Raw genomic sequence first — 20,487 nt, forward strand, 5'->3', positions numbered from 1 at the left:
CGGCCCATCCTGGCACGGCCAGCGACTGAAATGCCAGAGGACTGGCTGAACCGACGGACGGGAGGCCCGTGGCGGTGTCGCCACGGGCCTCCCGTCCGTCAGTGGGTCGCGTCTACGCGACCGCAGCCTGCACCTGCCGCTGGACGCGACCGAGCATGCCCACCATGCCGCGGATCCGCAGCGGGCTGACCGCCTCGGACAGGCCGATGGTCAACGGGTAGTCCGTCGGGACGGCGAGCACCTGCTCGACGGTCAGGCCGGACAGGCCCTGCGCCAGGATCGAGGCGAAGCCGCGGGTGGTCGGTGCCTCGCGCGGTGCGGTGGCGTGCATCCGGACGACGTCCGGGTCGTCGCCGTCCTCGCCCACCGTCACGGTGATGAAGACGGGGGACTGGCACTCCTCGACGCGTTCGAGTTCGTCCTCGTGCCCCTGCAGGCGCTCGGGCAGCACCGGCAGCTCGTTCGAGAACTCGAGGAGGAGCTGCAGACGGTCCTTCTGGCCCAGGGCGAGGAAGTCGTCGCGGATCTCGGCGAGGGTGGCGGGGAGTGGTGCGTCGGTGCTGGCGTTCATCGGTTCGGAACTGTACCCGGCTCGGATCCCTGCACGATGGGGACGCGGACGGCGCTGCCCCACTCGGTCCACGAACCGTCGTAGTTGCGGACGTCGGCGTAGCCGAGCAGGTGCTGCAGGACGAACCAGGTGTGGCTCGAACGCTCACCGATGCGGCAGTACGCGATGACCTGGTCGGCGTCACCGATGCCGGCGCCCTCGCGGTAGATCGCGTCGAGTTCAGCGCGCGACCGGAAGGTGCCGTCGGGCGCCGCCGCCGTGGCCCAGGGGATGTTCACCGCGGTGGGGACGTGCCCGGCGCGCAGCGCGCCCTCTTCCGGGTAGTCGGGCGCGGTCGTGCGCTCCCCGCTGTACTCCGGGGCGCTCCGGACGTCGATGAGCGGCTTGCCGAGGTGCGTGAGGACGTCGTCCTTGAAGGCACGGACGGGCTCGTCGTGGCGCTCGACGACGGGGTAGTCGACGGGCGTCACGGGGGTCTCGTCGGTGGTCAGGGCGCGGTCCTCGGCGATCCACTTGGCGCGGCCGCCGTCGAGCAGGCGCACGTCCTGGTGGCCGAACAGGGTGAACACCCAGAGGGCGTACGCGGCCCACCAGTTGTTCTTGTCGCCGTAGATCACGACGGTGGTGTCGCGGCCGATGCCCTTGCCGCCGAGGAGCTCGGCGAACGCGGCGCCGTCGATGTAGTCGCGCTGCACCGGGTCGTTGAGGTCGGTGTGCCAGTCGACCTTCACAGCGCCTGGGATGTGTCCGGTCTCGTAGAGCAGGACGTCCTCGTCGGACTCGACGACCACCAGGTCGGGCGCGCCGGCACCGGCGTCCAGTTGCTCCTGCAGCCACTCGGTGGAGACGAGGCGCTCCGGGTGCGCGTAGGCGGCGAACTGCTCGGACGGGTCGACCGGTGCGGTCATCGGGGGTACCTCCAGGGGGTGCGGGGGAGCGTGGTGCTGGGGAGCGTGCTGCTGGCGCCGGACTAGGATCGGGCGTCGGTGCCTGTGGGCAACGGTACGCGGACGTACCGTGCCCCTGACGCAACGTGACACCCCACGACATGTTTCCCGGAAGGGTCCCCCGATTGCCCGCTCACCTCGTCGACCGTGATCCACGGGTGACCCCGCAGCAGATGGCCGCGGCGCTCGTGCCCCCGCCGCAGTTCACGGACGCGTCGTTCGACTCGTACCGGCCGGACCCGGACTACGCCTCGCAGGCCTCGGTCCGCGATGCCGTCGCCGCCTTCGTGGCCGCAGGGCCCGCCGAGGCCCCACGGCGCGGGCTGTTCGGGAGGCGCAAGCAGTCGGCGGAACCGGCGGCCAAGTCCGGGGTCTACCTGGACGGCGGCTTCGGTGTCGGCAAGACCCACCTGCTCGCCGCGGCGTACCACGCGGCCACCGGGCGGAAGACCTTCGGCACCTTCATCGAGTACACCGCGCTCGTCGGGGCACTGGGGTTCCAGGGGACGGTCGACCTGCTCCGCGGCACCGACCTGGTGTGCATCGACGAGTTCGAGCTCGACGACCCGGGCGACACGATGGTGATGACCCGGCTCATCAAGGAACTGACCGAGACGGGCACCCGCTTCGCCGCGACGTCGAACACGCCGCCGGGGGCGCTCGGCGAAGGACGCTTCGCCGCGCAGGACTTCCTGCGCGAGATCCAGGCGATGTCCGACCGCTTCGACACCATGCGCATCGACGGCCTCGACTACCGCCGACGTGCGGTGGACGAGTCCGCTGCCGTCGTCGACGACGTCGCCGGGTTGCTGCCCACGGGCGCGGTCACGCTCGACGACTTCGGAGCGGTGGTCGCACACCTGGGTTCCGTGCACCCGTCGAAGTACGTCGCGCTGGTCGAGGACCTGGACGCCGTCGGACTGACCGACGTCCGGGCGTTCACCGACCAGACCGACGCGCTGCGCTGGGTCGCCCTGGTGGACCGGCTGTACGACGCGCAGGTGCGGATCGTCGCCTCGGGGACCCCGCTCGACCAGGTGTACCCCGACGTGATGCTCGAGGGCGGCTACCGCAAGAAGTACCTGCGCGCGGCGTCCCGCGTCGTGGCGCTCACCCGCGCCTGAACGTCGCTCCCTGCCCGGACCGATCTGTCCACGGCGGTCTCGTGCCCCTCGCGCAGGGGACATCGGGCCGCTGGAAACACGACGTTTACAAACGGCGTGCTCGCGTTACATCCGCGAAACAGTTCGTGCTCCCTCGTGAAACCTCGCCTCGCCAGACTCGGTGACACCCGAGGCGGTCCAAGAGCCGCTCGTGCAATCGAGAGGTGAACAGATGCTTGATCAGGGCCAGACAGGCTTCATCATGATCATGGCTGCGCTGGTGTTGTTCATGACACCCGGCCTGGCCTTCTTCTACGGCGGTTTGGTGAAGGCGAAGTCCGTCATCTCCATGATGATGATGTCCTTCGGTGCGATCGCGCTCGTCGGCGTCCTCTGGGTGCTGTACGGCTACGCGATCGCCTTCGCCAACACGGGGCCGCACACAGCCGTCAGCGGCGTCGTCGGGTTCTTCAGCATCGACTGGAACCAGATCGGCCTCGGCCAGGCGTTCGAACAGTCCCAGGCCACCACGCTCGCCGCCACCTACCCCGACCTCGCCTTCGTCGGCTTCCAGGCCACCTTCGCGATCATCACCGTCGCGCTCATCTCCGGCGCCATCGCCGACCGCGCCAAGTTCGGCGCGTGGATGGTCTTCGCCGGCATCTGGGTCACGGTCGTCTACTTCCCGGTCGCCTCGTGGGTCTTCAACCTGACCTCCGGTTGGGCCGCCACGTGGGGCGTCATCGACTTCGCCGGTGGCACCGCGGTGCACATCAACGCCGGTGCGGCGGGTCTCGCCCTGGCGATCGTCCTCGGCAAGCGCGTCGGCTTCGCCAAGGGCGCGCACAAGCCGCACAACCCGCCCTTCGTCCTGCTCGGTGCCGCCATCCTGTGGTTCGGCTGGTTCGGCTTCAACGCCGGCTCCGCCGGTGCCGCGAACGGCGTCGCGTCGCTCGCCTGGATCAACACGCTCGCCGCTCCCGCAGCCGCGGTCCTCGGCTGGTTGCTCGTCGAGAAGCTCAAGGACGGCAAGGCCACCTCTGTCGGTGCCGCCTCGGGTGCCGTCACCGGCCTGGTCGCGATCACCCCGGCCTGCGCCAACCTGACCCCGGGCTGGGGCATCCTGCTCGGCTTCCTCGCCGGCATCGTCTGCTGCTTCGCCATCGACTGGAAGTACCGCCTGGGCTTCGACGACTCGCTCGACGTGGTCGGCGTGCACCTGGTCGGCGGCATCTTCGGCACCCTGTTCCTCGGGTTCTTCGCCAACGACACCGGCCTGATCTACTCCGGCTCGTTCGAGCAGCTCGGCAAGCAGGCGGCCGCAGCCGGTGCCGTCGGCGCCTACTCGTTCGTCCTGGCCTTCCTCATCGGCTGGATCATCGAGAAGACCATGGGCTTCCGCGTCAAGACCGAGGACGAGGTCGCGGGCATCGACACCGCCGTCCACGGCGAGGAGGGCTACGTCCTGTACGAGCAGACCGACGACAGCCCGGTCAGCGTCCGCTAGTCACCAGGCACCACCCGTACGACGACGGGCCCCGCGCACACAGCAGCGCGGGGCCCGTCGTCGTGTCGCTGGGTCGCGTGTTCGACGTGACCACGGACGGGAGGCTCTCCACCGGTCACGGTCGGTCCGCCGCTGGCGCGTCGGCACGGAAGCGGCTTCGGAGGCGCGGTGCGGGTCGGACGCACACCGCGCCTCCAGGCAGATGGTCGCGTCAGCGACCCGTTGGTTCCGTTGGTTCCGTTGGTTCCGTTGGTTCCGCCGGTTCGGTTGGTTCCGTCGGCGACGTCACCAGGCGTAGTCCTCCGGCGAGGTCGTGTGCCCCGGGAAGATCTCGTCGAGCCGGTCGAGTGCACGCTGGTCGAGGCGGATGTCGACAGCGCGGACCGCGGACTCCCACTGCTCCATCGTGCGCGGGCCGGTGATCGGCGCGGTGACGCCGGGCTGGTGCAGCAGCCAAGCCAGGGCGAGCTCCCCGGGGGTGTGCCCGAGTTCCTTCGCGAAGGACTCGTACGCGGTGAGCTGGTCACGGTGCGAATCAACGTACTCGGCGCTGCGGCCGGACAGGCGACGCGAGCCGTTCTCCGTCTTCTCGATGACGCCGCCGAGCAGGCCGCCCTGCAGCGGCGACCACGGGATCACGCCGAGGCCGTACGCACGGGCGGCGGGCAGGACCTCGCGCTCGACGTCGCGGACCACGAGGTTGTAGATCGACTGCTCGCTGACCAGGCCGAAGGTGTTGCGGCGCTTCGCGGCCTCCTGCGCCTGGGCGATGTGCCAGCCGGCGAAGTTCGACGAGCCGACGTAGAGCACCTTGCCCTGCTGCACGGCGACGTCGATCGCCTGCCAGATCTCGTCCCACGGCGTCGCACGGTCGACGTGGTGGAACTGGTACAGGTCGATGTGGTCGGTCTGCAGCCGCTGCAGACTCGCGTCGAGCGACTGCCGGATGTTCAGGGCGCTGAGCTTGCCGCCGTTCGGCCAGTCGATCATCTCGCCGTAGACCTTCGTGGCGAGGACGGTCTTCTCGCGACGCCCGCCGCCCTCGGCGAACCAGCGGCCGATGATCTCCTCGGTGGCACCCTTGCCCACCGAGCCGCCGTACCCGTTGGCGGTGTCGAAGAAGTTGACGCCGAGCTCGTGGGCCCGGTCCATGATCGCGTGCGAGTCGTCCTCGCTGGTCTCCGGGCCGAAGTTCATCGTGCCGAGCACTGCTCGTGAAACCGACAGCCCTGTCCGTCCGAGGTGTGTGTAGTCCATGAGACGGGTCTACTCGTGACGCGCTGGTGGCGCCAGGCCCTGGGAGTACCGGTCGAGGGGTGGGGAGTAGTCAGGGAGGACCACTCGAGAGGAGCAGCCATGCCAGCCAAGGACGAGATCCCCAGCACCCTGCAGCGGTCCCCGGAGCACGCGCAGGAGATCTTCGAGAAGGCGCTCGACTCGGCGAACGAGTCGTACGGACCGGGCGAGCGCGCGCACCGCACCGCGTTCGCCGCGGTGAAGCACGAGTACGAGAAGGTCGGCGACCACTGGGAGGAGAAGGAGTCCTCCGGCCCGTCCGACTCCGGTGCCGCGGGTTCGCGTGGTGCTGGCTCGGACTCATCCGGGAAGACCGAGGGCGGTGTCGACGCGAACGCCTCGAAGGCACACCTGATGGACGTCGCGAAGCGGCTCGACGTGCGCGGCCGGTCGAAGATGAACAAGGACGAGCTGGTCGACGCGATCGGCAAGGCCAACGACCGTGCGACCGCCGCCGCGCGGAAGTGACGGTGCGAGGCGGGGCCTGCATTCCTCGGCAGGCATGCTGGCTCGGGGTGAGGGGGTAACGTGCCGACGGTGAACATCCCAGCACTCCGTGGCAGCCGGATCCTCGGGTTCGGACACCACCAGCCCCAACGCATCCTGACCAACGACGAACTGTCGACGATGGTCGACACGAACGACGAGTGGATCCGCACCCGCACCGGCATCCAGACCCGACGGATCGCCGGGCCCGACGACACCGTCACGTCGATGGCGATCGAGGCCGGCCGCCGTGCCCTCGCCGACGCCGGGGTGTCGCCCTCGGCCGTCGGACTCGTCATCGTCGCGTCCACCACGCACCAGGACCGCGCTCCGTACACGGCCGGCCGGGTCGCCGCCGCACTCGGCATGACGAACGGCCCCGCGCCGATCGACATCAACACCGCGTGCAGTGGCTTCGAGTACGCGCTCGGGCTCGCCGACCAGTCCATCCGGACCGGCTCGGCCGACGTCGCGCTCGTGATCGGGTCCGAGGTGCTGTCCGGCATCGCCGACTGGACCGACCGGTCGACCTGTGTGCTCGTCGGTGACGGAGCCGGCGCAGCCGTGCTCGGTGTCGCCGAGACGCCCGAGATCGGGCCGGTGTCGTGGGGGAGCGTGCCGCACCTGCTCGATGCCGTCCGCGTGGAGGGGTCGCCGGGGCGCTTCAACCAGGAGGGCCGCTCGATCTACCGCTGGGCCATCACCGAGGCGGAGGGACACGCCCGCAAGGTCGTCGAAGCCGCGGGGCTCTCGATGGACGACATCGAGGTGTTCGCGTTCCACCAGGCGAACCTGCGGATCATCGAGCCGCTCGTGACCGCGCTCGGCGGGGAGTCCAAGTTCGTCATCCGCGACGTCGTCGAGTCCGGGAACACCTCGGCGGCGAGTGTGCCGCTCGGGCTGTCGAAGGCGTGGGAGCGTGGTGACCTGCCCGAGGGTGTGCCGGCGCTGCTGTTCGGCTTCGGGGGCGGGTTCGCGCACGCTGGACAGGTCGTGACGACGCCCGTGCGGTCCTTCTAGGACACGGCCTGCAACAGACACAGACACAGACGCAGGAACGGCCCGGGCACGCTGCCCGGGCCGTTCCTGTGTCAGTGCTTGGTGCCCTGGTCCGGCGCTTCGTGCCGGGGTTCAGGGCGTCGTGCCGGGGTTGAGCGCGTCGTGCCGGGGTTCAGCGTTTCGTGCCGTGGTCGTCGTTGCCCGGCTCGGTCCAGAGGTCCTGGTCCTTGCCCGCGCCACGCTTCCACGGCAGGGCACGCCGGGTCTTCTCGGCCGCGGGGGTCACGGTCAGGACGATCGGGAACTGCGCCGGCGGCATGCCGAAGCCCGTCCGTGACGCCTGGATGACCTTGCGACCCAGCGCGTGGTTGCCGAGGCCACCGACGGCCGCTCCGATGCCGAACGGCAGGGCCCGACCGAGCACCGACCCGCCCTGTCGGATGGCGAAGCGCTTGATGAACTGGTCTCGGACCTGTCCGCCGATGCCGTTCACCATCTGCTTCGGGAGGGACGAGGTCACCATCTCGCCCCAGAACGCGGTCCGGACCTGGCCACCGGCGATCTGTCCACCGAGTTGCTTGATCAGCTGCGTCCCCGGGGCGCCGAGGATCATCGCCATCACCAGGGTGCGAGCGCGCTCGGGGTCGTCCAGGGCGATCCCGTGCACCTCGGTCACCGACTGGGCGAACAGCGCCGTGGTCTCGAGGAACCCGATCGTCTCCGCACCGCTCAGTCCGAGCGCGGCAACAATCCCGACGCCCGGGATCACGGCGCTCGCACCGACCGCGGCACCACCGGTCGTCACGGCCGTGAGGTACTGCCGCTCGAGGATCTGGATGACCTCGGCCGGCGTGGCATCGGGCTTGCGGCGGCGGATCGCCTTGACGTGCGCCACGACCGCCGGCCGCTGCACACTGATGGCGCGGTCGAGCAACTTGACCCATCCTGCGGGTTGTTGCGGTTGTGGTTGCGGGGTTCTGGAGTCGTCTGACGTGGGGGAGACCTGGGCGTTCGGCAGCGGCACGATCGCCTGGTCCTTCGGAGAGCGGGCCATGCGCTCACCGTACGCCGGGCATGTGGGAGGCTCGCTGGATGGACGGCGACCGGACAGCGCGACCCCTCGACGTGGCTCGCCGCGCGGCCGGGTTCCTGCCCGTCCACGAGGTCACCGCGCTCGCACCGGACGTCCGCGTGCTCGACCCCGGGTCCGTCCTGATCGGGGCGGGCGTGACCGTCCTGCCCGGAGCCGTGCTGTACCCGTCCACGACCCTGGAGACCCGCGACGGCGGCCTGATCTCGGTCGCTTCCGGAGCACGACTCGGCCCCGGGCCGGTGACCATCGTCGCGTCCGCGGCGACCGTGCACGTCGGCGAGGACGCCGAACTCGGGCCCGGACCGGTGACGATCATCGCGACGGGATCCGACGTGGTGGTGGGTGGTCGCGCTCGCCTGACGGCCGGGTGTCTCGTCGAGGGGCCGGCGTGCATCGGCTCCGGCGCCCAGGTGCTCGGGCCGGTGTCCGTCCGGGACGTCGAACTGGCGGACGGCGGCGACCACCGCGAACCCGACCCGGACCACCGCGGCGGTGTGGTCAAGGGCACGGGGCCGGTCCGTGGTGTGCGCGTGGGGGTCGGCGAGGTCGTGGTCGGCGGGGTGCTGAACGGCCGCGGAGTCTCCGGTTCGCCGACGGTGGAGCGCCAGCGGGAGTACCACCCCGAGGCACCGCACCGCCCGCGCTGACCGTCCGTGGTGGGTCACCCGCACGGGACACCCGCACGCCGGAGGGCAGCCCGCACCCGGTCGGGCTGCATCAGGTCGGACCAGGAGAGCCGGATGACCGCGCGGACACCGGGGCACGACCGGATGAATTCCTCACGTCGTTTCTCTCGCCAGTGCACATCGGCGGTCGAACGCCCGTCGAGCATCACCGGGTCCTCGTACTTCGCGCGGCCGTCGACCTCGACCACGACGCCCTGGTCCGGGAACCAGAAGTCCACCACCGCCGTTGACGATCCGGCCCGGGCGAACACGTGCTGCTGCACCGGCTCGGGCACGCCGAGCTCGCGGAACCGAACCCGGCACACCGACTCCGCCGGCGACCCCGACAGTGCCGACCCCATCGCGATCGCGATGCCCGCCTTGCTGCGGGCTGCTGTCAGCGCTGCGAACTCCGCCTCGAGGGTCGCGCGATCGCTGAGCCGACGCGAGAGCACGGCGTCGACGACGGGCAGCGCCTCGAACAACGCGCGCGTCGCAGCGACGTCGATCGCGGTCCTCGCCGGGGTCGTCGTGGGTATCGAGTCCTCGTCGATCCTGACCGCGGGCGGCCGCATCTGCGAGCCGTGCCGGACGAACCACGCCGTGACACGAGTGTGCGTCGTGGTCGGATCGGAGAGGTGCACCTTCGGCGGTGCCGCTGCGACCAACGGCAGACCGAGGACGGCGCAGGCAGACTGGTGTGAGACGACGTCCGTGTCACGGATCCGGTGCGCCGAGGCCCGGACGAGCACGTGGTGCTGCTCGCCGGGGTGCAGCCCGTCGAGGGCACCCGGGTGGACGAGGACGCCCGGACGGAGGCGTTCGAAGCGTCCGCGGTGAACGTCGCGTTCGAGGGCACGGCGTTCGGCGGAGGTCGCGCCCGATGTGCGGATCAGTTCGACGTCGTTCGCTCTGGACATGACACCAGGCTCGCCGAACGCGGAGATCCAGCACGCTCCGGACGCCGATCTGTGGAGACTCTGGCGGGGGCGACGCCCTGTGTAGGACTGACCGCCTGCAGTGCGTGTGCATGTTCCGACGATCCACGCGTCGAACGACTCGTGTGTTGTCGCCTGATGTGCGCGCAACTACTGCGTGTGCATGTTCCGACGATGCACGACGCGAACGACTGGTGGAATGTCGCAGAACGGGTGCGCCCGGCGCGACCGCGCGCGCTACACCCGCGCGAGCTCCGCCCGCAGCGGCAGGTCCTGCTCCTCGAGGATGACCTGCGCGCCCACGGCGGTGCGGGCGTTCACGACGATCGGCGCGAGCAGGTTGACCGTGGTGCCGGACGCCCCGGGGTTCGCGACCACCAGCAGCATCGCGTCGGCTGGGTCGGTCAGCCCGAGCCCGGCGGCTTGCTCGTCGGTCAGCTCGGGCGCGTACGACGGCAGGTGCACCGCGGCGTCGAGCAGGAACAGTCGCGCGTCGTCGCCGACGAGCGTGAACAGCCCCTCGGCACCGTCGACGGGCGACAGGGCGAAGGCCGGCGCGGCAGCGAGTCCGAACGGCGGGACGGCGAAGGTCAGCGAGATGCTCATCGGAGGTAGTCCATCAGGGTCGGCTGCAGGACCTTCGCGGTGACGGCGAGGGCTGCCTGGTAGTTGGTCTGCTGCACCTGCAGGTCGAGGACGGCCTTGGCGAGGTCGATGTCCTCGATCCCGGCGCGGCGGCTCTCGAGCGAGACGGTCGCGGACTTCAGCGAGTCCTGCGCCGCGAGCGCGGCGGCGTGCCGGACCCCGACGTCGGCCTGGGCGCCGCGGACGGTCCCGAGCGCGCCGTCCACGTCGTTGATCCGCGCGTTCAGGTTCACCCCGTTCTGCAGGTCGCTGACGATGGAGTCGATCACGGCGAACACCGAGTCGTCACCGGATCCGAAGACCGCGGTGCCGGTGGTGTCGACGCGGACGGTCGTGCCGTCAGCGATCCGCCGGGACACGTCGGTGCCTGAGGCCGCCCAACCCGTGGCCGGGTCGTGGGCGGCAGCGGCGGTCGACGACCCCGCGAACACCGAACGGGTGCCGTAGGTGGTGTTGGCTCGTGCCTCGAGGTCGGCCTTGAGCGACCGGAACTGCGTGACGAAGGCGTCGCGGTTCGTCTCGCTCATGGTGCCCGAGTTCGCGGCCTGGACCGTGAGGTCGCGGACGTTGTTGAGCACCTCGTACACGCTCGACAGCGCACTGTCGGTGGTCGCGAGCCACGCCGCGGCGTCGTCTGCGTTCCGCGAGTACTGCGCCGCAGCGGCCTGCTCCTTGCGCACCTGCATCGACGACGCGGTGCCGACGGGGTCGTCGGACGGCTTCTGGATGGCGCGCAGCGTCGTGGCCTGGTCGGTGAGCTCGGCGACCTTCGCGGCACCGGCCTGCAGCCGGGCCGAGGCGGCCGCCATCGACATCTGGGTGGTCACACGGGTGATCACGATCAGCCCCTCCCGACGAGTCCGACTCGGTTGATGATGGTGTCGAGCATCTCGTCGACGGCGGTCAGGACGCGCGCGGCGCCCTGGTACGCGTGCTGGTAGCTCAGCAGGTTCACGTTCTCCTCGTCGAGGTCGACGCCGGCGCTCGACTGCTGCTGGGTGCGTGCGTTGGTGAGCGCGAGTCCGGTCAGCGTCGATTCCGACGTCGCCGACCTGGAGGCGGTGCCCACCCCCGTCACGAACGTCGCCCAGACCTGGTCGGCACCGTCGGACGACGCCCCGAGTCGCGCGAGCGCGTCGGCGAACGAGTCGTCGAGTTCGCCCGCCGCGTTCCGCGTCGCCAGGCCGCCGGCGTCCGTGGGGACGACGCCGAGCGCCTGGGCGGCGGGCACACCGGTCGCCAGCGAGAAGAACGGTGCGCCCGTGGTGCCGGCCGGGGTGGTCCCGGTGGTGTGCAAGGCGTTCACGGTGGTGGCGAGTCGGGTGGCCACGGCGTCGTAGGACGCGGACGCCTCGGCGAGTGCCCCGCCGGTGCCGGTGCCGGACGCGGGCGCCAGGACGGCGAGGGCTCCGCCGATCGACCCGCCGCTCAGCCCGACGGCCCCGGCCGTGCCGGTGGTCCAGGTCAGGGTGACCGCGGTGCCGTCGGCCAGACGCTCGCCGCCGCCGAGGGCGACCGAGCGGGCGTCGGTGCCCTGCACGAGCGGGTTGCCACCGAGGAGCACGTCGACCGTGCCGTCGGCGTTGGTCCGGGTGGTGCCGCCGGCGAGCGTGGCGATCTGCTGCGTGAGCTGGTCGCGCTGGTCGAGCAGCTCGTTGGCGGTGCCGCCCGACGCCAGTGCGGTGCGGATCCGGCCGTTCAGGTCCGCGACCTGCTCCGCGGCGCCGTTCAGCTGGGCGACCTGGCCGGTCAGGGAGCCGCGCACCGACGACCACTGCGCATCGACGGCCTTCGATCCGGCGGCCAGGGCGGAGACGACGGTGCCCGCGGCCCCGAGCACCGCGCTCGCGGCACCGGGGTCGTCGGGGTGGCTGGCGAGCTCGCTCCAGGACGACCAGAACGCATCCAGCTTGGCGCTCAGACCGTCCTTGCCGGGCTCGTGCAATCCGGTCTCGAGGGCGGAGAGTGCGCTGGCGCGGGCGTCGGCGTACGCCGACGAACCGGCGGCGACGCGGACGCCGGCGTCGAGCGTCAGGGACGCCAGGCGGGCGATGCCGTCGACGGAGACGCCCTGGCCGGCGAGGGCCGCGGTGCCCCGCATGAAGCCGGTCTGGGTCGCGGGGACCGAGTTCTGCGTGACGCGCTGCCGCGTGTACCCGGCTGTGCCGGCGTTGGCGATGTTCTGGCCGGTGACGTCGATGCCGGCCCGGGCCGCGGCGAGGCCGGAGTACGCCGTCGCGAGGGATCCGAAGGTGCTGACCACGGTGTTACAGCGTCCCCTCGAACAGGCGGGCGCCATCCGCGCCGGCACCCGACGTGCCGGTGGCGTCGTAGGTGGCGGCGCCGGTGACGGTCCCGGCCAGGGTCTCCTCGGTGGCCTGGGCGGCGGCACGGAGGAACCGGTCGTTCTCGTCGCGCAGCGCGCCGATCTGGGTGGTCAGCTCGACCATCGCGGTGAGGTGCGACGACAGGATCTCGCCCCACGGGCCGTTCGGCGCCGCGGCGACGACGTCCCGCAGGGGAGCGTCGGCGGGCACGCCCCACTCCTCGGCGACCTCGGCACTCTGCGCGGCGCGCTCGAGTCCGGTGCTGCGGAGCCGGTCGAGGACCTGCTCGACCTCGCGGCTGGCGTGCGACACCCAGCGGGAGCGGCCCGCGGTGAGCAGGAGCTGCTCCTCCTCGAGCTTGAAGGTGAGCAGTTCGAGCAGCTCGCGTTCGCGCCAGAGCACGGCGGACAGGTCGTTCACGCTCATCAGCTCCTCCCAGGTGGTGGTTCGTCGGGGTGGCCCCCGGTCCGTCATCCTGCGGACACCGGGACCTATCGACTCGGTGGTCGCGACCGTAAGCCCCGGCGGCCGAGTGCCGACTCCGTACTCGCCGAGACTGTGACCCGATGAGCCCTGTCGGGGGACAAGAACGGTCGTTCCCCACCCGGAGTCCCCAGAAATGCCGACCGGATCCGGGCCCTGACACCCCCGCACTGGGGACGCATGTGGACCCACTCAGCCCATTGCCAGCCGATACATTCAGAACGCACCCCGGGGGACGCCCGGAACCGCTCGGGAACGACACGGGGTGCTCCGCTCGGAGGGACCCGGGCGGTTCTTCGGCGTACGCACCGGCCATCCGAGGCCGGCGTTCGTCGCGCCCACGGACGGGTGAGCCGACACACGTCAGGTCGACCAGGGGATCAGCATGGACCGCACCGAACGCAACGCGATGATCGTGGAGCACCTCCCGCTCGTGGGCTACATCGTGGCCGACGTCCGCTCCCGGGCGACGCACCTGGACCGCGACGACCTCGCCGCCGTCGGGTCCCTCGCCCTCGTCGCCGCGGCCGATGCGTTCGACCCCACCCTCGGCGTCCCGTTCGGCGCCTACGCCCGCACCCGGATCACCGGGGCGCTGGCCGACGACATGCGCTCGGCCGACTGGGCCTCCCGCGGCACCCGCAAGCGCATCCGCGAGACCCTGGCCACGCAGGAGGCCCTGTCGGCGCGACTCGGCCGGACCGTCGGTGCGCAGGAGATCGCCGACGCGATGGGCGTCGACAAGCAGACCGCGGTGGACGCGATGAGCGACGCCGCCCGCACCGTCGCGCCCCTCGACGAGACCGTGCACGACCTGGTCGCGGCCGACCTGCCGCTCCCGGGGGACGACCTGCTCGAGACCGAGAAACGCCGGTACCTCCGCGCCGCGGTCGAGGCCCTGCCCGAGCGGATGCGCTTCATCGTCGAGGCCGTGTACTTCGGCGACCGATCGGTCACCGACGTCGCCGCCGAGCTCGGCATCACGCACTCCGCCGTCTCGCAGCAGCGCTCCGAGGCGATGCGCCTGCTCCACGACGGTCTCGCCGCCCACTACGGCGACGGTACCACCGTCGAGCCCGCCAGCCGCACCACCGCGGCCCGTCGCAGTGCGTACCTGGCCCGTGTCGCCACGAACGCCGCCGCCGGTGTCGCCCGCGCGGTGCACGACGCTGCAGCAGGACCGGCCGTCGCGGCGAGTTGAGACGTCGGCGGAAACTTCTCCGCCGATCCCCTAACGACTCCCGGCGACCGGCCGAGAGTCATCCATGTCAGCCCACGGACGGGCAGACGCACGACCCACGTTCACGGAGGAAACCACCATGGGTATGTCCATCAACACCAACCTCTCGGCACTCAACACGTACCGGAACCTGAACTCGACGCAGAACGACCTGTCGAAGTCCCTCGAGAAGCTCTCGAGCGGCCTCCGCATCAACCGTGCTGCCGACGACGCTTCCGGTCTGACGATCTCCGAGGGGCTGAAGTCCCAGGTCGGTGGCCTCACGGTCGCCGCCCGCAACGCGCAGGACGGCATCTCCGTCGTGCAGACCGCTGAAGGTGGCCTCACCGAGACCCACTCGATCCTCCAGCGCATGCGCGACCTGGCCGTCCAGGCCGGCAACGACTCGAACAACGAGGACTCGCGGAAGGCGATCACCACCGAGGTCGGCGAGCTCACCAAGGAGCTCACCCGCATCTCGGCGTCGACCAACTTCAACGGCATCAAGCTGCTCGACGGCTCCGCCGGCACCGCAGGGGTGCTGAAGTTCCAGGTCGGCGCGAACGGTGACGCGGCGAGCCAGATCGACGTGGACCTGTCGAAGTCGAACGTGGAGTCCGTGTCGACCGCGGTCGGCGCGCTCACCTTCGACTCGGCCACGAACGCTCAGGCTGCCATCACCGCGATCGACGAGCAGATCAAGTACGTCTCCTCCGCTCGTTCGACCATCGGTGCCATCCAGAACCGCTTCGACCACGCCATCAACGTGACGAACGTGGCCAAGGAGAACCTGACGGCTGCCGGTTCGCGCATCACCGACGTCGACATGGCACAGGAGATGGTCAAGTACACGCGCGACAACATCCTGAGCCAGGCCGGCACCTCGATGCTCGCGCAGGCGAACCAGAGCACCCAGGGCGTGCTCTCGCTCCTGCGCTAGCCATCACGCGGTCCGCCCTCCGGGCCCCCTGCGGGCACGGAGGGCGGACCTCGCCGTCCTGACCACCTCCACGACGCCAGGGAGTGTCGACGATGTCCTCGTCCGTGTCCTCGAGCACCAGCCTCGCGATCGACGGTCTGGTCAGCGGTCTCAAGACGACCGACCTCATCAACTCGCTGATGAGCGTCGAGGGCGTCCCGCAGACCCTGCTCAAGAACAAGCTCACCACCACCAACTCGTTCATCTCGTCACTGCAGACGCTCAACGGGTTGATCCAGGGGCTCGCCACCAAGGCCGCGGACGCCGCGAAGGCCTCGTCGCTGGACCTCTTCGCCGCGACGAGCAGCGCTGCCGGCGTCACGGCCCTCACCGGCACCGGCGCGACCGCCGGGTCCATCAGCTTCACCGTCGGATCGACCGCCTCGGCCCAGGTCGGTGTCACGGCTGCGATGTCGACGTGGTCCAGCGATGCGCAGCCGATCACGATCGTCGGCGCGGACGGCAAGTCGACCACGGTGACGCCGGCGTCCGGCTCCCTCGACGACGTCGTGTCCGCCCTGAACAAGGCCGGTGCGGGCGTCACCGCGACGAAGGTCCCCGCCGGTACCGACGCCGACGGCACCAAGCTCTCCCGCCTGCAGCTCACGTCCGCGAAGACCGGGGCGGCCGGCGGGTTCCAGGTGTACCGGGGTGGCGCGGACGCCGTGGCAGCAGGCACCGCGACGAACGTCCTGACCGAGACCGGTGCCGCGGTCGTGACCGCGGCGACCGATGCCAGTGTCACCCTCTGGGCCGGCACCGCCGCCGCGCAGACGGTCACGAGCGCCACCAACACCTTCACGGGCCTCGTCCCCGGCGTCGACGTCACGGTGTCGAAGACCACCGCCGAGCCGGTCACCGTCACCGTCGCGCAGGACACCACGAAGGCCCAGTCCGTGGCCTCCGGGCTCGTCGACGCGATGAACGCGATCGCGGCCTACTACAAGACGAACACCACGGTGTCGAGCACGACCAGTGCCACGTCCGGCACCACGACGACCAAGGCCGGTGTCCTGACCGGCGACGGCGCCTCCCGCGACGCGGTGCAGCGCCTGACGAGCACGATGTCCGCCCCTGTCGACGGCAAGTCGCCGTCGACGATCGGCATCGTGATCATGAAGGACGGCACCTTCACCTTCGACCCCGAGGTCTTCCAGAAGGCCCTCGCGACCGACCCGAAGGCCACCCAGGCGATGCTCTCCGGCGTGGCCGCCAGCGTCGGCGCCGCAGCCACCGCCGCGTCCGACAAGTACGACGGCTCCGTCACGACCTCCATCACCGGCCAGCAGGCCGTTGCGAAGGACCTGACCACCCAGATCGACAGCTGGACCGACCGGCTGGCGATGCGCCGGGCCTCGCTGCAGACCCTCTACGCATCACTCGAGACCAGCCTCAGCAAGCTCCAGTCGCAGTCGAGCTGGCTCGCCAGCCAGCTCGCCTCGACGTCGAGCTGACGGGAACGACCATGACCTTCGACTTCCAGGCCGCCGCCTTCCGCCAGGCCGCCCAGCCCCGCACCGTCACCGACCAGCGACGTGCCCAGTACACGAACGAGGCCGTGCTCTCGGCGACCCCGGCCCAGCTCGTGACGATGCTCTACGACCGGCTGCTGCTCGACCTGCACCGGGCCGAGGCCGCGCAGGTCGCCGCTGACTGGACGGCGGCACGCGAACAGCTCCTGCACGCCCAGGCCATCGTGGGGGAGCTGTCCAGCACGCTCCGGATCGACGTCTGGGACGGCGGCGAGGGCCTGCTCGCCGTGTACAACTACGCGTCCACGTCGCTCATCACCGCCAACGTGCACCGCGACGTGCAGGCGACCCGCGACTGCATCCGGATCCTCGAGCCGCTGCGACAGTCGTGGCACGAGGCGGCTGCGTCGCTGCCCGCGACGCCCGCCACGCAGCAGCCGACCGGGGGAGCCCTCGGTGTCGCCTGAGCAGCCCGACGGGCGAGCCGCCTGGGAGGCCCTGCTCACGTCCCTGGAACGCGACGCCGCCGGGCAGGCGGCCGGTTCCACGGCCGTGGCCGGGTGGTCGGAGCCAGCCGGGCTGGGACCGCTGCCGCGCGACCTGGTGGGACGGGCCTCCCGGCTGCTCGCCGCGCAGCGGGACCGCATGACGACGCTCGAGGCGGACCGCCGCTCGACGCTGGAGCACCTCGGTGCCCTGCGCGCCGTCGACGCCACGCGCGAGCCCCGCGGGTCCGTGTACCTCGACGCGTCCGCCTGACCCGCGCCCCCGCACCAGTTCTGCGACAGAGCACCCGTCGACCGACGGGTGCTCTGTCGCATCTCGGGTGCTCCGCCCCGTGCAGCGCCGCCCGCCCCCCCCGTTCGGGGCGACGCCTAACGCGGCCGACGACGGGCTCCGATAGCGCCCCACGAGCACGGATCGCTCACCAGTTCGGCCAGGGATCGGCCACCACCGCACGGCGACGTCGTCAGCACGACGACACGCCCTGACGAGGGGGACCCTTCCGTGTTCGATTCCGTGACGAGCGTCGCGCTGCAGAGTGCACTCGACGGCCTGTCGATGCGCCAGAAGGTGATCGCGAACAACATCGCAAACATCAACACGACGAACTACCACGCCGAGAAGGTCCAGTTCGAGGACGCCCTGGCGAAGTCGATCGTGGACGGCGACGGCGCCACCACGCCGACGATGGCGCGCAGCCTCGAGCCGACGAACACGAACGGCAACAACGTCAACCTCGACGAGGAGACGCTGTCGAACATCGACACGGTGCTGCGGTACCAGTTCGCGACGCAGGCGATGAACTCCGAACTCACCAGCGTCCGTGCGGCGATGCGGACGAACTCGTGACGACCTTCGACGCGATCGGCATCGCGAGCACCGGTCTGACCGTGCACCGGAAGTGGCTCGACGCCGTCTCGGACAACATCGCCAACGCGAACACCGTGAAGTCGATGGACGACACCGCGTTCCAGGCGCGGTACGTCGAGGTGCAGGAAGGCGCCGGCGTCTCCGGTGCCTACGTCAAGGGCGCCGCGTTCGGCAGCGCCGCCGGCCGTGTCACCTACGACCCGGACAACCCGCTCGCGAACGAGGAGGGCTACGTCCGCATGCCCGACATCGACCTCGGCACGCAGATGGCGGACCTCATCATGGCCCAGCGCGGCTACCAGGCGAACGCCGCCGTGGTCGACCGTGCCAAGACCGCCTACGAGGCGGCACTGCAGATCGGGAAGAACTGATGCCCATCGACGCCGTCAACGGTGTGACCACCAACGCGATGACGAACGCACTGACCGGTGTGTCCGGCACGTCCAGCGACGTCGCCGGCGCTGCGGGCGCGACGAGCACCGACGGCAGCGGGTTCGCCGCGAGCCTCGGCAACGCCGTCGACGGGCTGCAGTCGCTGCAGAGCGACTCGAAGACCCTCGCGCTCAAGGCCGTCACCGGCAACCTCGACGACATCCACGACGCCACGATCGCCGCCACCCGCGCGCAGGTCACGCTCGAGCTCGTCTCCGCCGTCCGCAACAAGGGCGTCGACGCCTTCAACGAGATCATGAGGATGCAGGCCTGATGCCCGTCGCCGTCAAGAACGTCCTCGCGCGCCTGTCCGCGTACGTCAAGGGCTTCTCCGCCGCCCAGCGCACCATCGCGATCCTGGCGATCGCGGCACTCGTGCTCGGCGGGATCGCCCTGGCGTCCTGGCTCGGCAAGGCGTCCTACGCGCCGCTCTTCACCGGGCTCGCCGCGGCCGACGCGAGCTCCATCACAGATCAGCTGCAGACCGACGGCGTGCCGTTCCAGCTCACCGACGGCGGTGCGACGATCCTCGTGCCGCAGGCGCAGGTGTACTCCGAGCGGCTCAAGGCGGCGTCGAACGGCCTGCCGTCGTCGAACGAGGGCGGCTACTCGCTGCTCGACAAGATGGGCGTGACGAGCTCGGAGTTCCAGCAGGACGTCACGTACAAGCGTGCGATGGAGGGCGAGCTCGCCAAGACCATCGGCGCGATGGACGGCGTGCAGACCGCCACCGTGCAGCTCGCGATCCCGGAGAAGTCCGTGTTCGTGTCCGAGGAGAAGGACCCGACCGCGTCGGTGTTCATCGCGACCGAGAACGGCACGCAGCTCAGCACCGACCAGGTGCAGGCCGTCGTGCACCTGACGAGCGCCTCGGTCGAGGGCATGCAGCCCACCGACGTCTCCGTCGTCGACGCGAAGGGCCAGACCCTGTCGGCGGTGGGCACCGGTGCGACCGGCAGCGGCGCGGACCAGGCCGCCGACTACGACGCGGCGACGAGCAAGAAGATCCAGGACCTCCTCGACACCACGCTCGGGGCCGGCAACGCGACCGTCGTGGTCTCGGGGACGATGAACCAGGAGTCCGGCACCCGGACGTCCGAGAGCTACACGAGCCCGACCTCGGGCCCGGTCGCGCTGAACGAGTCGAGCACCACCGAGGAGTACGGCGCCGGTGCCGGCGCAGGGAAGGGTGCCACCGGCGTCCTCGGCCCGGACAACATCGCCGTCCCGAACGGCACCGCCACGAGCGGCGCCGGCGACGACGGGTACAAGAACGAGTCGGCGACGAAGAACAACGCCGTCGACCACACCACCGAGACCACGCAGATCCCCTCGGGCGGGCTCGACCGGCAGACCATCTCGGTCGCGCTGAACTCGAAGGCCGACGCCGTGCAGAACGCGAACCTGCAGAGCATCAACGACCTGGTGTCCGCCGCTGCAGGGGTCGACCAGGCCCGTGGCGACCAGGTCAAGGTGGCGATGATGGACTTCGACACGAGTGCCTCCGACCAGGCCGCGAAGGCGCTCGAGGAGCAGCAGAAGGCCGACCAGCAGGAAGCACTGTGGTCGTCGATCCGCACCGCCGGCATCGTGATCGGCATCGTCCTGGCCGTCATCGCGATCATGTTCTTCGTCGCCCGCCGCAACCGCAAGCAGGAGCGCGAGGCCGTCGACCTCGGCGAGCTCGACGCCTTCGCCGGCGAGACGTTCCAGCTGCCCCTCGCGATGGACGGGCTCGACGACCGGGCGACGCTCGGTGCCGGTGACGCCCCGACCGCCGTGCTCTCGGCGATGCCCGCCGGGGACGCCCCGACCGAGGTGCTGACCACCGAGGAGATCACGGCCGAGCGCCGCCGTCAGGACATCTCCGCCCTGGCCGAGCGCGACCCGAAGCGCACCGCCGAGCTCCTGCGCGGGCTGCTGGACGACCGGGCGCCGGTGTGAGCGCGCT

At 70.7% G+C, this 20,487-nt stretch carries 23 protein-coding genes; 14 read left to right on the forward strand and 9 right to left on the reverse strand.

Features of this window, described 5'->3' with window-relative positions:
* Nucleotides 1–112: 112 nt before the first annotated feature.
* Both ITJ50_RS15390 and ITJ50_RS15395 read right to left on the reverse strand, forming a co-directional pair.
* Nucleotides 113–571 (reverse strand): SufE family protein, encoded by a 459-nt coding sequence (locus tag ITJ50_RS15390; RefSeq protein WP_042537062.1) that lies wholly within the window; start codon nucleotides 569–571, stop codon nucleotides 113–115.
* Nucleotides 568–1,479, reverse strand: a complete 912-nt coding sequence (locus tag ITJ50_RS15395) for a sulfurtransferase (protein WP_194590863.1) — start codon at nucleotides 1,477–1,479, stop codon at nucleotides 568–570. The genes ITJ50_RS15390 and ITJ50_RS15395 overlap by 4 nt, the downstream gene beginning before the upstream one ends.
* Nucleotides 1,480–1,619: 140 nt before the next feature.
* Here ITJ50_RS15395 and zapE point away from each other — a divergent pair, with 140 nt between their 5' ends.
* Together zapE and ITJ50_RS15405 are read left to right on the forward strand one after the other, a co-directional pair.
* Nucleotides 1,620–2,642: a cell division protein ZapE gene (gene zapE / locus ITJ50_RS15400; protein WP_194590864.1), complete on the forward strand. Its 1,023-nt coding sequence runs from the start codon at nucleotides 1,620–1,622 to the stop codon at nucleotides 2,640–2,642.
* 241 nt (nucleotides 2,643–2,883) lie between these two features.
* Nucleotides 2,884–4,128, forward strand: a complete 1,245-nt coding sequence (locus ITJ50_RS15405) for an ammonium transporter (RefSeq protein ID WP_017886119.1) — start codon at nucleotides 2,884–2,886, stop codon at nucleotides 4,126–4,128.
* 285 nt (nucleotides 4,129–4,413) lie between these two features.
* Here the strand turns inward: ITJ50_RS15405 and ITJ50_RS15415 are convergent, their stop codons facing one another.
* Nucleotides 4,414–5,385: an aldo/keto reductase gene (locus ITJ50_RS15415; RefSeq protein WP_031259266.1), complete on the reverse strand. Its 972-nt coding sequence runs from the start codon at nucleotides 5,383–5,385 to the stop codon at nucleotides 4,414–4,416.
* 99 nt (nucleotides 5,386–5,484) lie between these two features.
* Here ITJ50_RS15415 and ITJ50_RS15420 point away from each other — a divergent pair, with 99 nt between their 5' ends.
* Both ITJ50_RS15420 and ITJ50_RS15425 read left to right on the forward strand, forming a co-directional pair.
* Entirely contained in the window at nucleotides 5,485–5,892 is a 408-nt protein-coding gene (locus ITJ50_RS15420) for a ChaB family protein (RefSeq protein WP_042537067.1), read from the forward strand.
* A gap of 69 nt (nucleotides 5,893–5,961) precedes the next feature.
* Entirely contained in the window at nucleotides 5,962–6,930 is a 969-nt protein-coding gene (locus tag ITJ50_RS15425) for a beta-ketoacyl-ACP synthase III (protein ID WP_194590865.1), read from the forward strand.
* A gap of 151 nt (nucleotides 6,931–7,081) precedes the next feature.
* Here the strand turns inward: ITJ50_RS15425 and ITJ50_RS15430 are convergent, their stop codons facing one another.
* Complete coding sequence (locus ITJ50_RS15430; RefSeq protein WP_194590866.1) at nucleotides 7,082–7,963, reverse strand: hypothetical protein; 882 nt, start codon at nucleotides 7,961–7,963, stop codon at nucleotides 7,082–7,084.
* 20 nt (nucleotides 7,964–7,983) lie between these two features.
* Here ITJ50_RS15430 and ITJ50_RS15435 point away from each other — a divergent pair, with 20 nt between their 5' ends.
* Complete coding sequence (locus tag ITJ50_RS15435) at nucleotides 7,984–8,649, forward strand: hypothetical protein (RefSeq protein ID WP_194590867.1); 666 nt, start codon at nucleotides 7,984–7,986, stop codon at nucleotides 8,647–8,649.
* Between the two features lie 14 nt (nucleotides 8,650–8,663).
* On the opposite strand, the gene ITJ50_RS15440 is transcribed toward ITJ50_RS15435, so the two are convergent.
* The 5 genes from ITJ50_RS15440 to ITJ50_RS15460 all read right to left on the reverse strand — a co-directional run bounded on the left by ITJ50_RS15440 (nucleotide 8,664) and on the right by ITJ50_RS15460 (nucleotide 13,003).
* Nucleotides 8,664–9,587 (reverse strand): hypothetical protein, encoded by a 924-nt coding sequence (locus tag ITJ50_RS15440; RefSeq protein ID WP_194590868.1) that lies wholly within the window; start codon nucleotides 9,585–9,587, stop codon nucleotides 8,664–8,666.
* A 255-nt stretch (nucleotides 9,588–9,842) separates the two neighbouring features.
* A complete protein-coding gene (gene fliW, locus ITJ50_RS15445; protein WP_042537071.1) occupies nucleotides 9,843–10,211 on the reverse strand; it encodes a flagellar assembly protein FliW in 369 nt (122 codons plus the stop codon).
* Complete coding sequence (flgL, locus tag ITJ50_RS15450; RefSeq protein ID WP_194590869.1) at nucleotides 10,208–11,089, reverse strand: flagellar hook-associated protein FlgL; 882 nt, start codon at nucleotides 11,087–11,089, stop codon at nucleotides 10,208–10,210. The genes fliW and flgL overlap by 4 nt, the downstream gene beginning before the upstream one ends.
* Before the next feature lie 2 nt (nucleotides 11,090–11,091).
* The gene (flgK, locus tag ITJ50_RS15455) at nucleotides 11,092–12,513 is read right to left on the reverse strand and encodes a flagellar hook-associated protein FlgK (protein WP_194590870.1); all 1,422 of its coding nucleotides are present in this window, start codon (nucleotides 12,511–12,513) and stop codon (nucleotides 11,092–11,094) included.
* A gap of 4 nt (nucleotides 12,514–12,517) precedes the next feature.
* Nucleotides 12,518–13,003, reverse strand: a complete 486-nt coding sequence (locus ITJ50_RS15460; protein ID WP_017886129.1) for a flagellar protein FlgN — start codon at nucleotides 13,001–13,003, stop codon at nucleotides 12,518–12,520.
* A 442-nt stretch (nucleotides 13,004–13,445) separates the two neighbouring features.
* On the opposite strand from ITJ50_RS15460, the gene ITJ50_RS15465 reads away from it, so the two are divergent.
* The 9 genes from ITJ50_RS15465 (at nucleotide 13,446) to fliF (ending at nucleotide 20,480) form a co-directional block, all read left to right on the forward strand.
* Nucleotides 13,446–14,261: a sigma-70 family RNA polymerase sigma factor gene (locus tag ITJ50_RS15465; RefSeq protein WP_040419087.1), complete on the forward strand. Its 816-nt coding sequence runs from the start codon at nucleotides 13,446–13,448 to the stop codon at nucleotides 14,259–14,261.
* 118 nt (nucleotides 14,262–14,379) lie between these two features.
* On the forward strand, nucleotides 14,380–15,219 hold the full coding sequence (locus ITJ50_RS15470) for a flagellin (protein ID WP_194590871.1): 840 nt from the start codon (nucleotides 14,380–14,382) through the stop codon (nucleotides 15,217–15,219).
* Between the two features lie 104 nt (nucleotides 15,220–15,323).
* Complete coding sequence (gene fliD / locus ITJ50_RS15475; RefSeq protein WP_323749916.1) at nucleotides 15,324–16,712, forward strand: flagellar filament capping protein FliD; 1,389 nt, start codon at nucleotides 15,324–15,326, stop codon at nucleotides 16,710–16,712.
* Between the two features lie 11 nt (nucleotides 16,713–16,723).
* Nucleotides 16,724–17,197 carry a flagellar export chaperone FliS gene (gene fliS / locus ITJ50_RS15480; RefSeq protein WP_159556358.1) on the forward strand — a complete coding sequence of 158 codons (474 nt, stop codon included), beginning with the start codon at nucleotides 16,724–16,726 and terminating at the stop codon, nucleotides 17,195–17,197.
* Entirely contained in the window at nucleotides 17,187–17,489 is a 303-nt protein-coding gene (locus ITJ50_RS15485) for a hypothetical protein (protein ID WP_071250828.1), read from the forward strand. The genes fliS and ITJ50_RS15485 overlap by 11 nt, the downstream gene beginning before the upstream one ends.
* Before the next feature lie 249 nt (nucleotides 17,490–17,738).
* On the forward strand, nucleotides 17,739–18,083 hold the full coding sequence (locus ITJ50_RS15490; protein ID WP_017886135.1) for a flagellar basal body protein: 345 nt from the start codon (nucleotides 17,739–17,741) through the stop codon (nucleotides 18,081–18,083).
* Nucleotides 18,080–18,475, forward strand: a complete 396-nt coding sequence (locus tag ITJ50_RS15495) for a flagellar basal body rod protein FlgC (RefSeq protein ID WP_017886136.1) — start codon at nucleotides 18,080–18,082, stop codon at nucleotides 18,473–18,475. Before ITJ50_RS15490 ends, ITJ50_RS15495 begins: the two co-directional genes overlap by 4 nt.
* Nucleotides 18,475–18,810: a flagellar hook-basal body complex protein FliE gene (fliE, locus tag ITJ50_RS15500; protein ID WP_042537074.1), complete on the forward strand. Its 336-nt coding sequence runs from the start codon at nucleotides 18,475–18,477 to the stop codon at nucleotides 18,808–18,810. The genes ITJ50_RS15495 and fliE overlap by 1 nt, the downstream gene beginning before the upstream one ends.
* Nucleotides 18,810–20,480, forward strand: coding sequence for a flagellar basal-body MS-ring/collar protein FliF (fliF, locus tag ITJ50_RS15505; protein WP_042537076.1), 1,671 nt, complete (start codon nucleotides 18,810–18,812; stop codon nucleotides 20,478–20,480). The genes fliE and fliF overlap by 1 nt, the downstream gene beginning before the upstream one ends.
* The last annotated feature ends 7 nt before the right edge of the window (nucleotides 20,481–20,487 follow it).

Source organism: Curtobacterium sp. VKM Ac-2889 (assembly GCF_015350855.1).
GTDB classification, from domain to species: Bacteria; Actinomycetota; Actinomycetes; order Actinomycetales; family Microbacteriaceae; genus Curtobacterium; species Curtobacterium poinsettiae.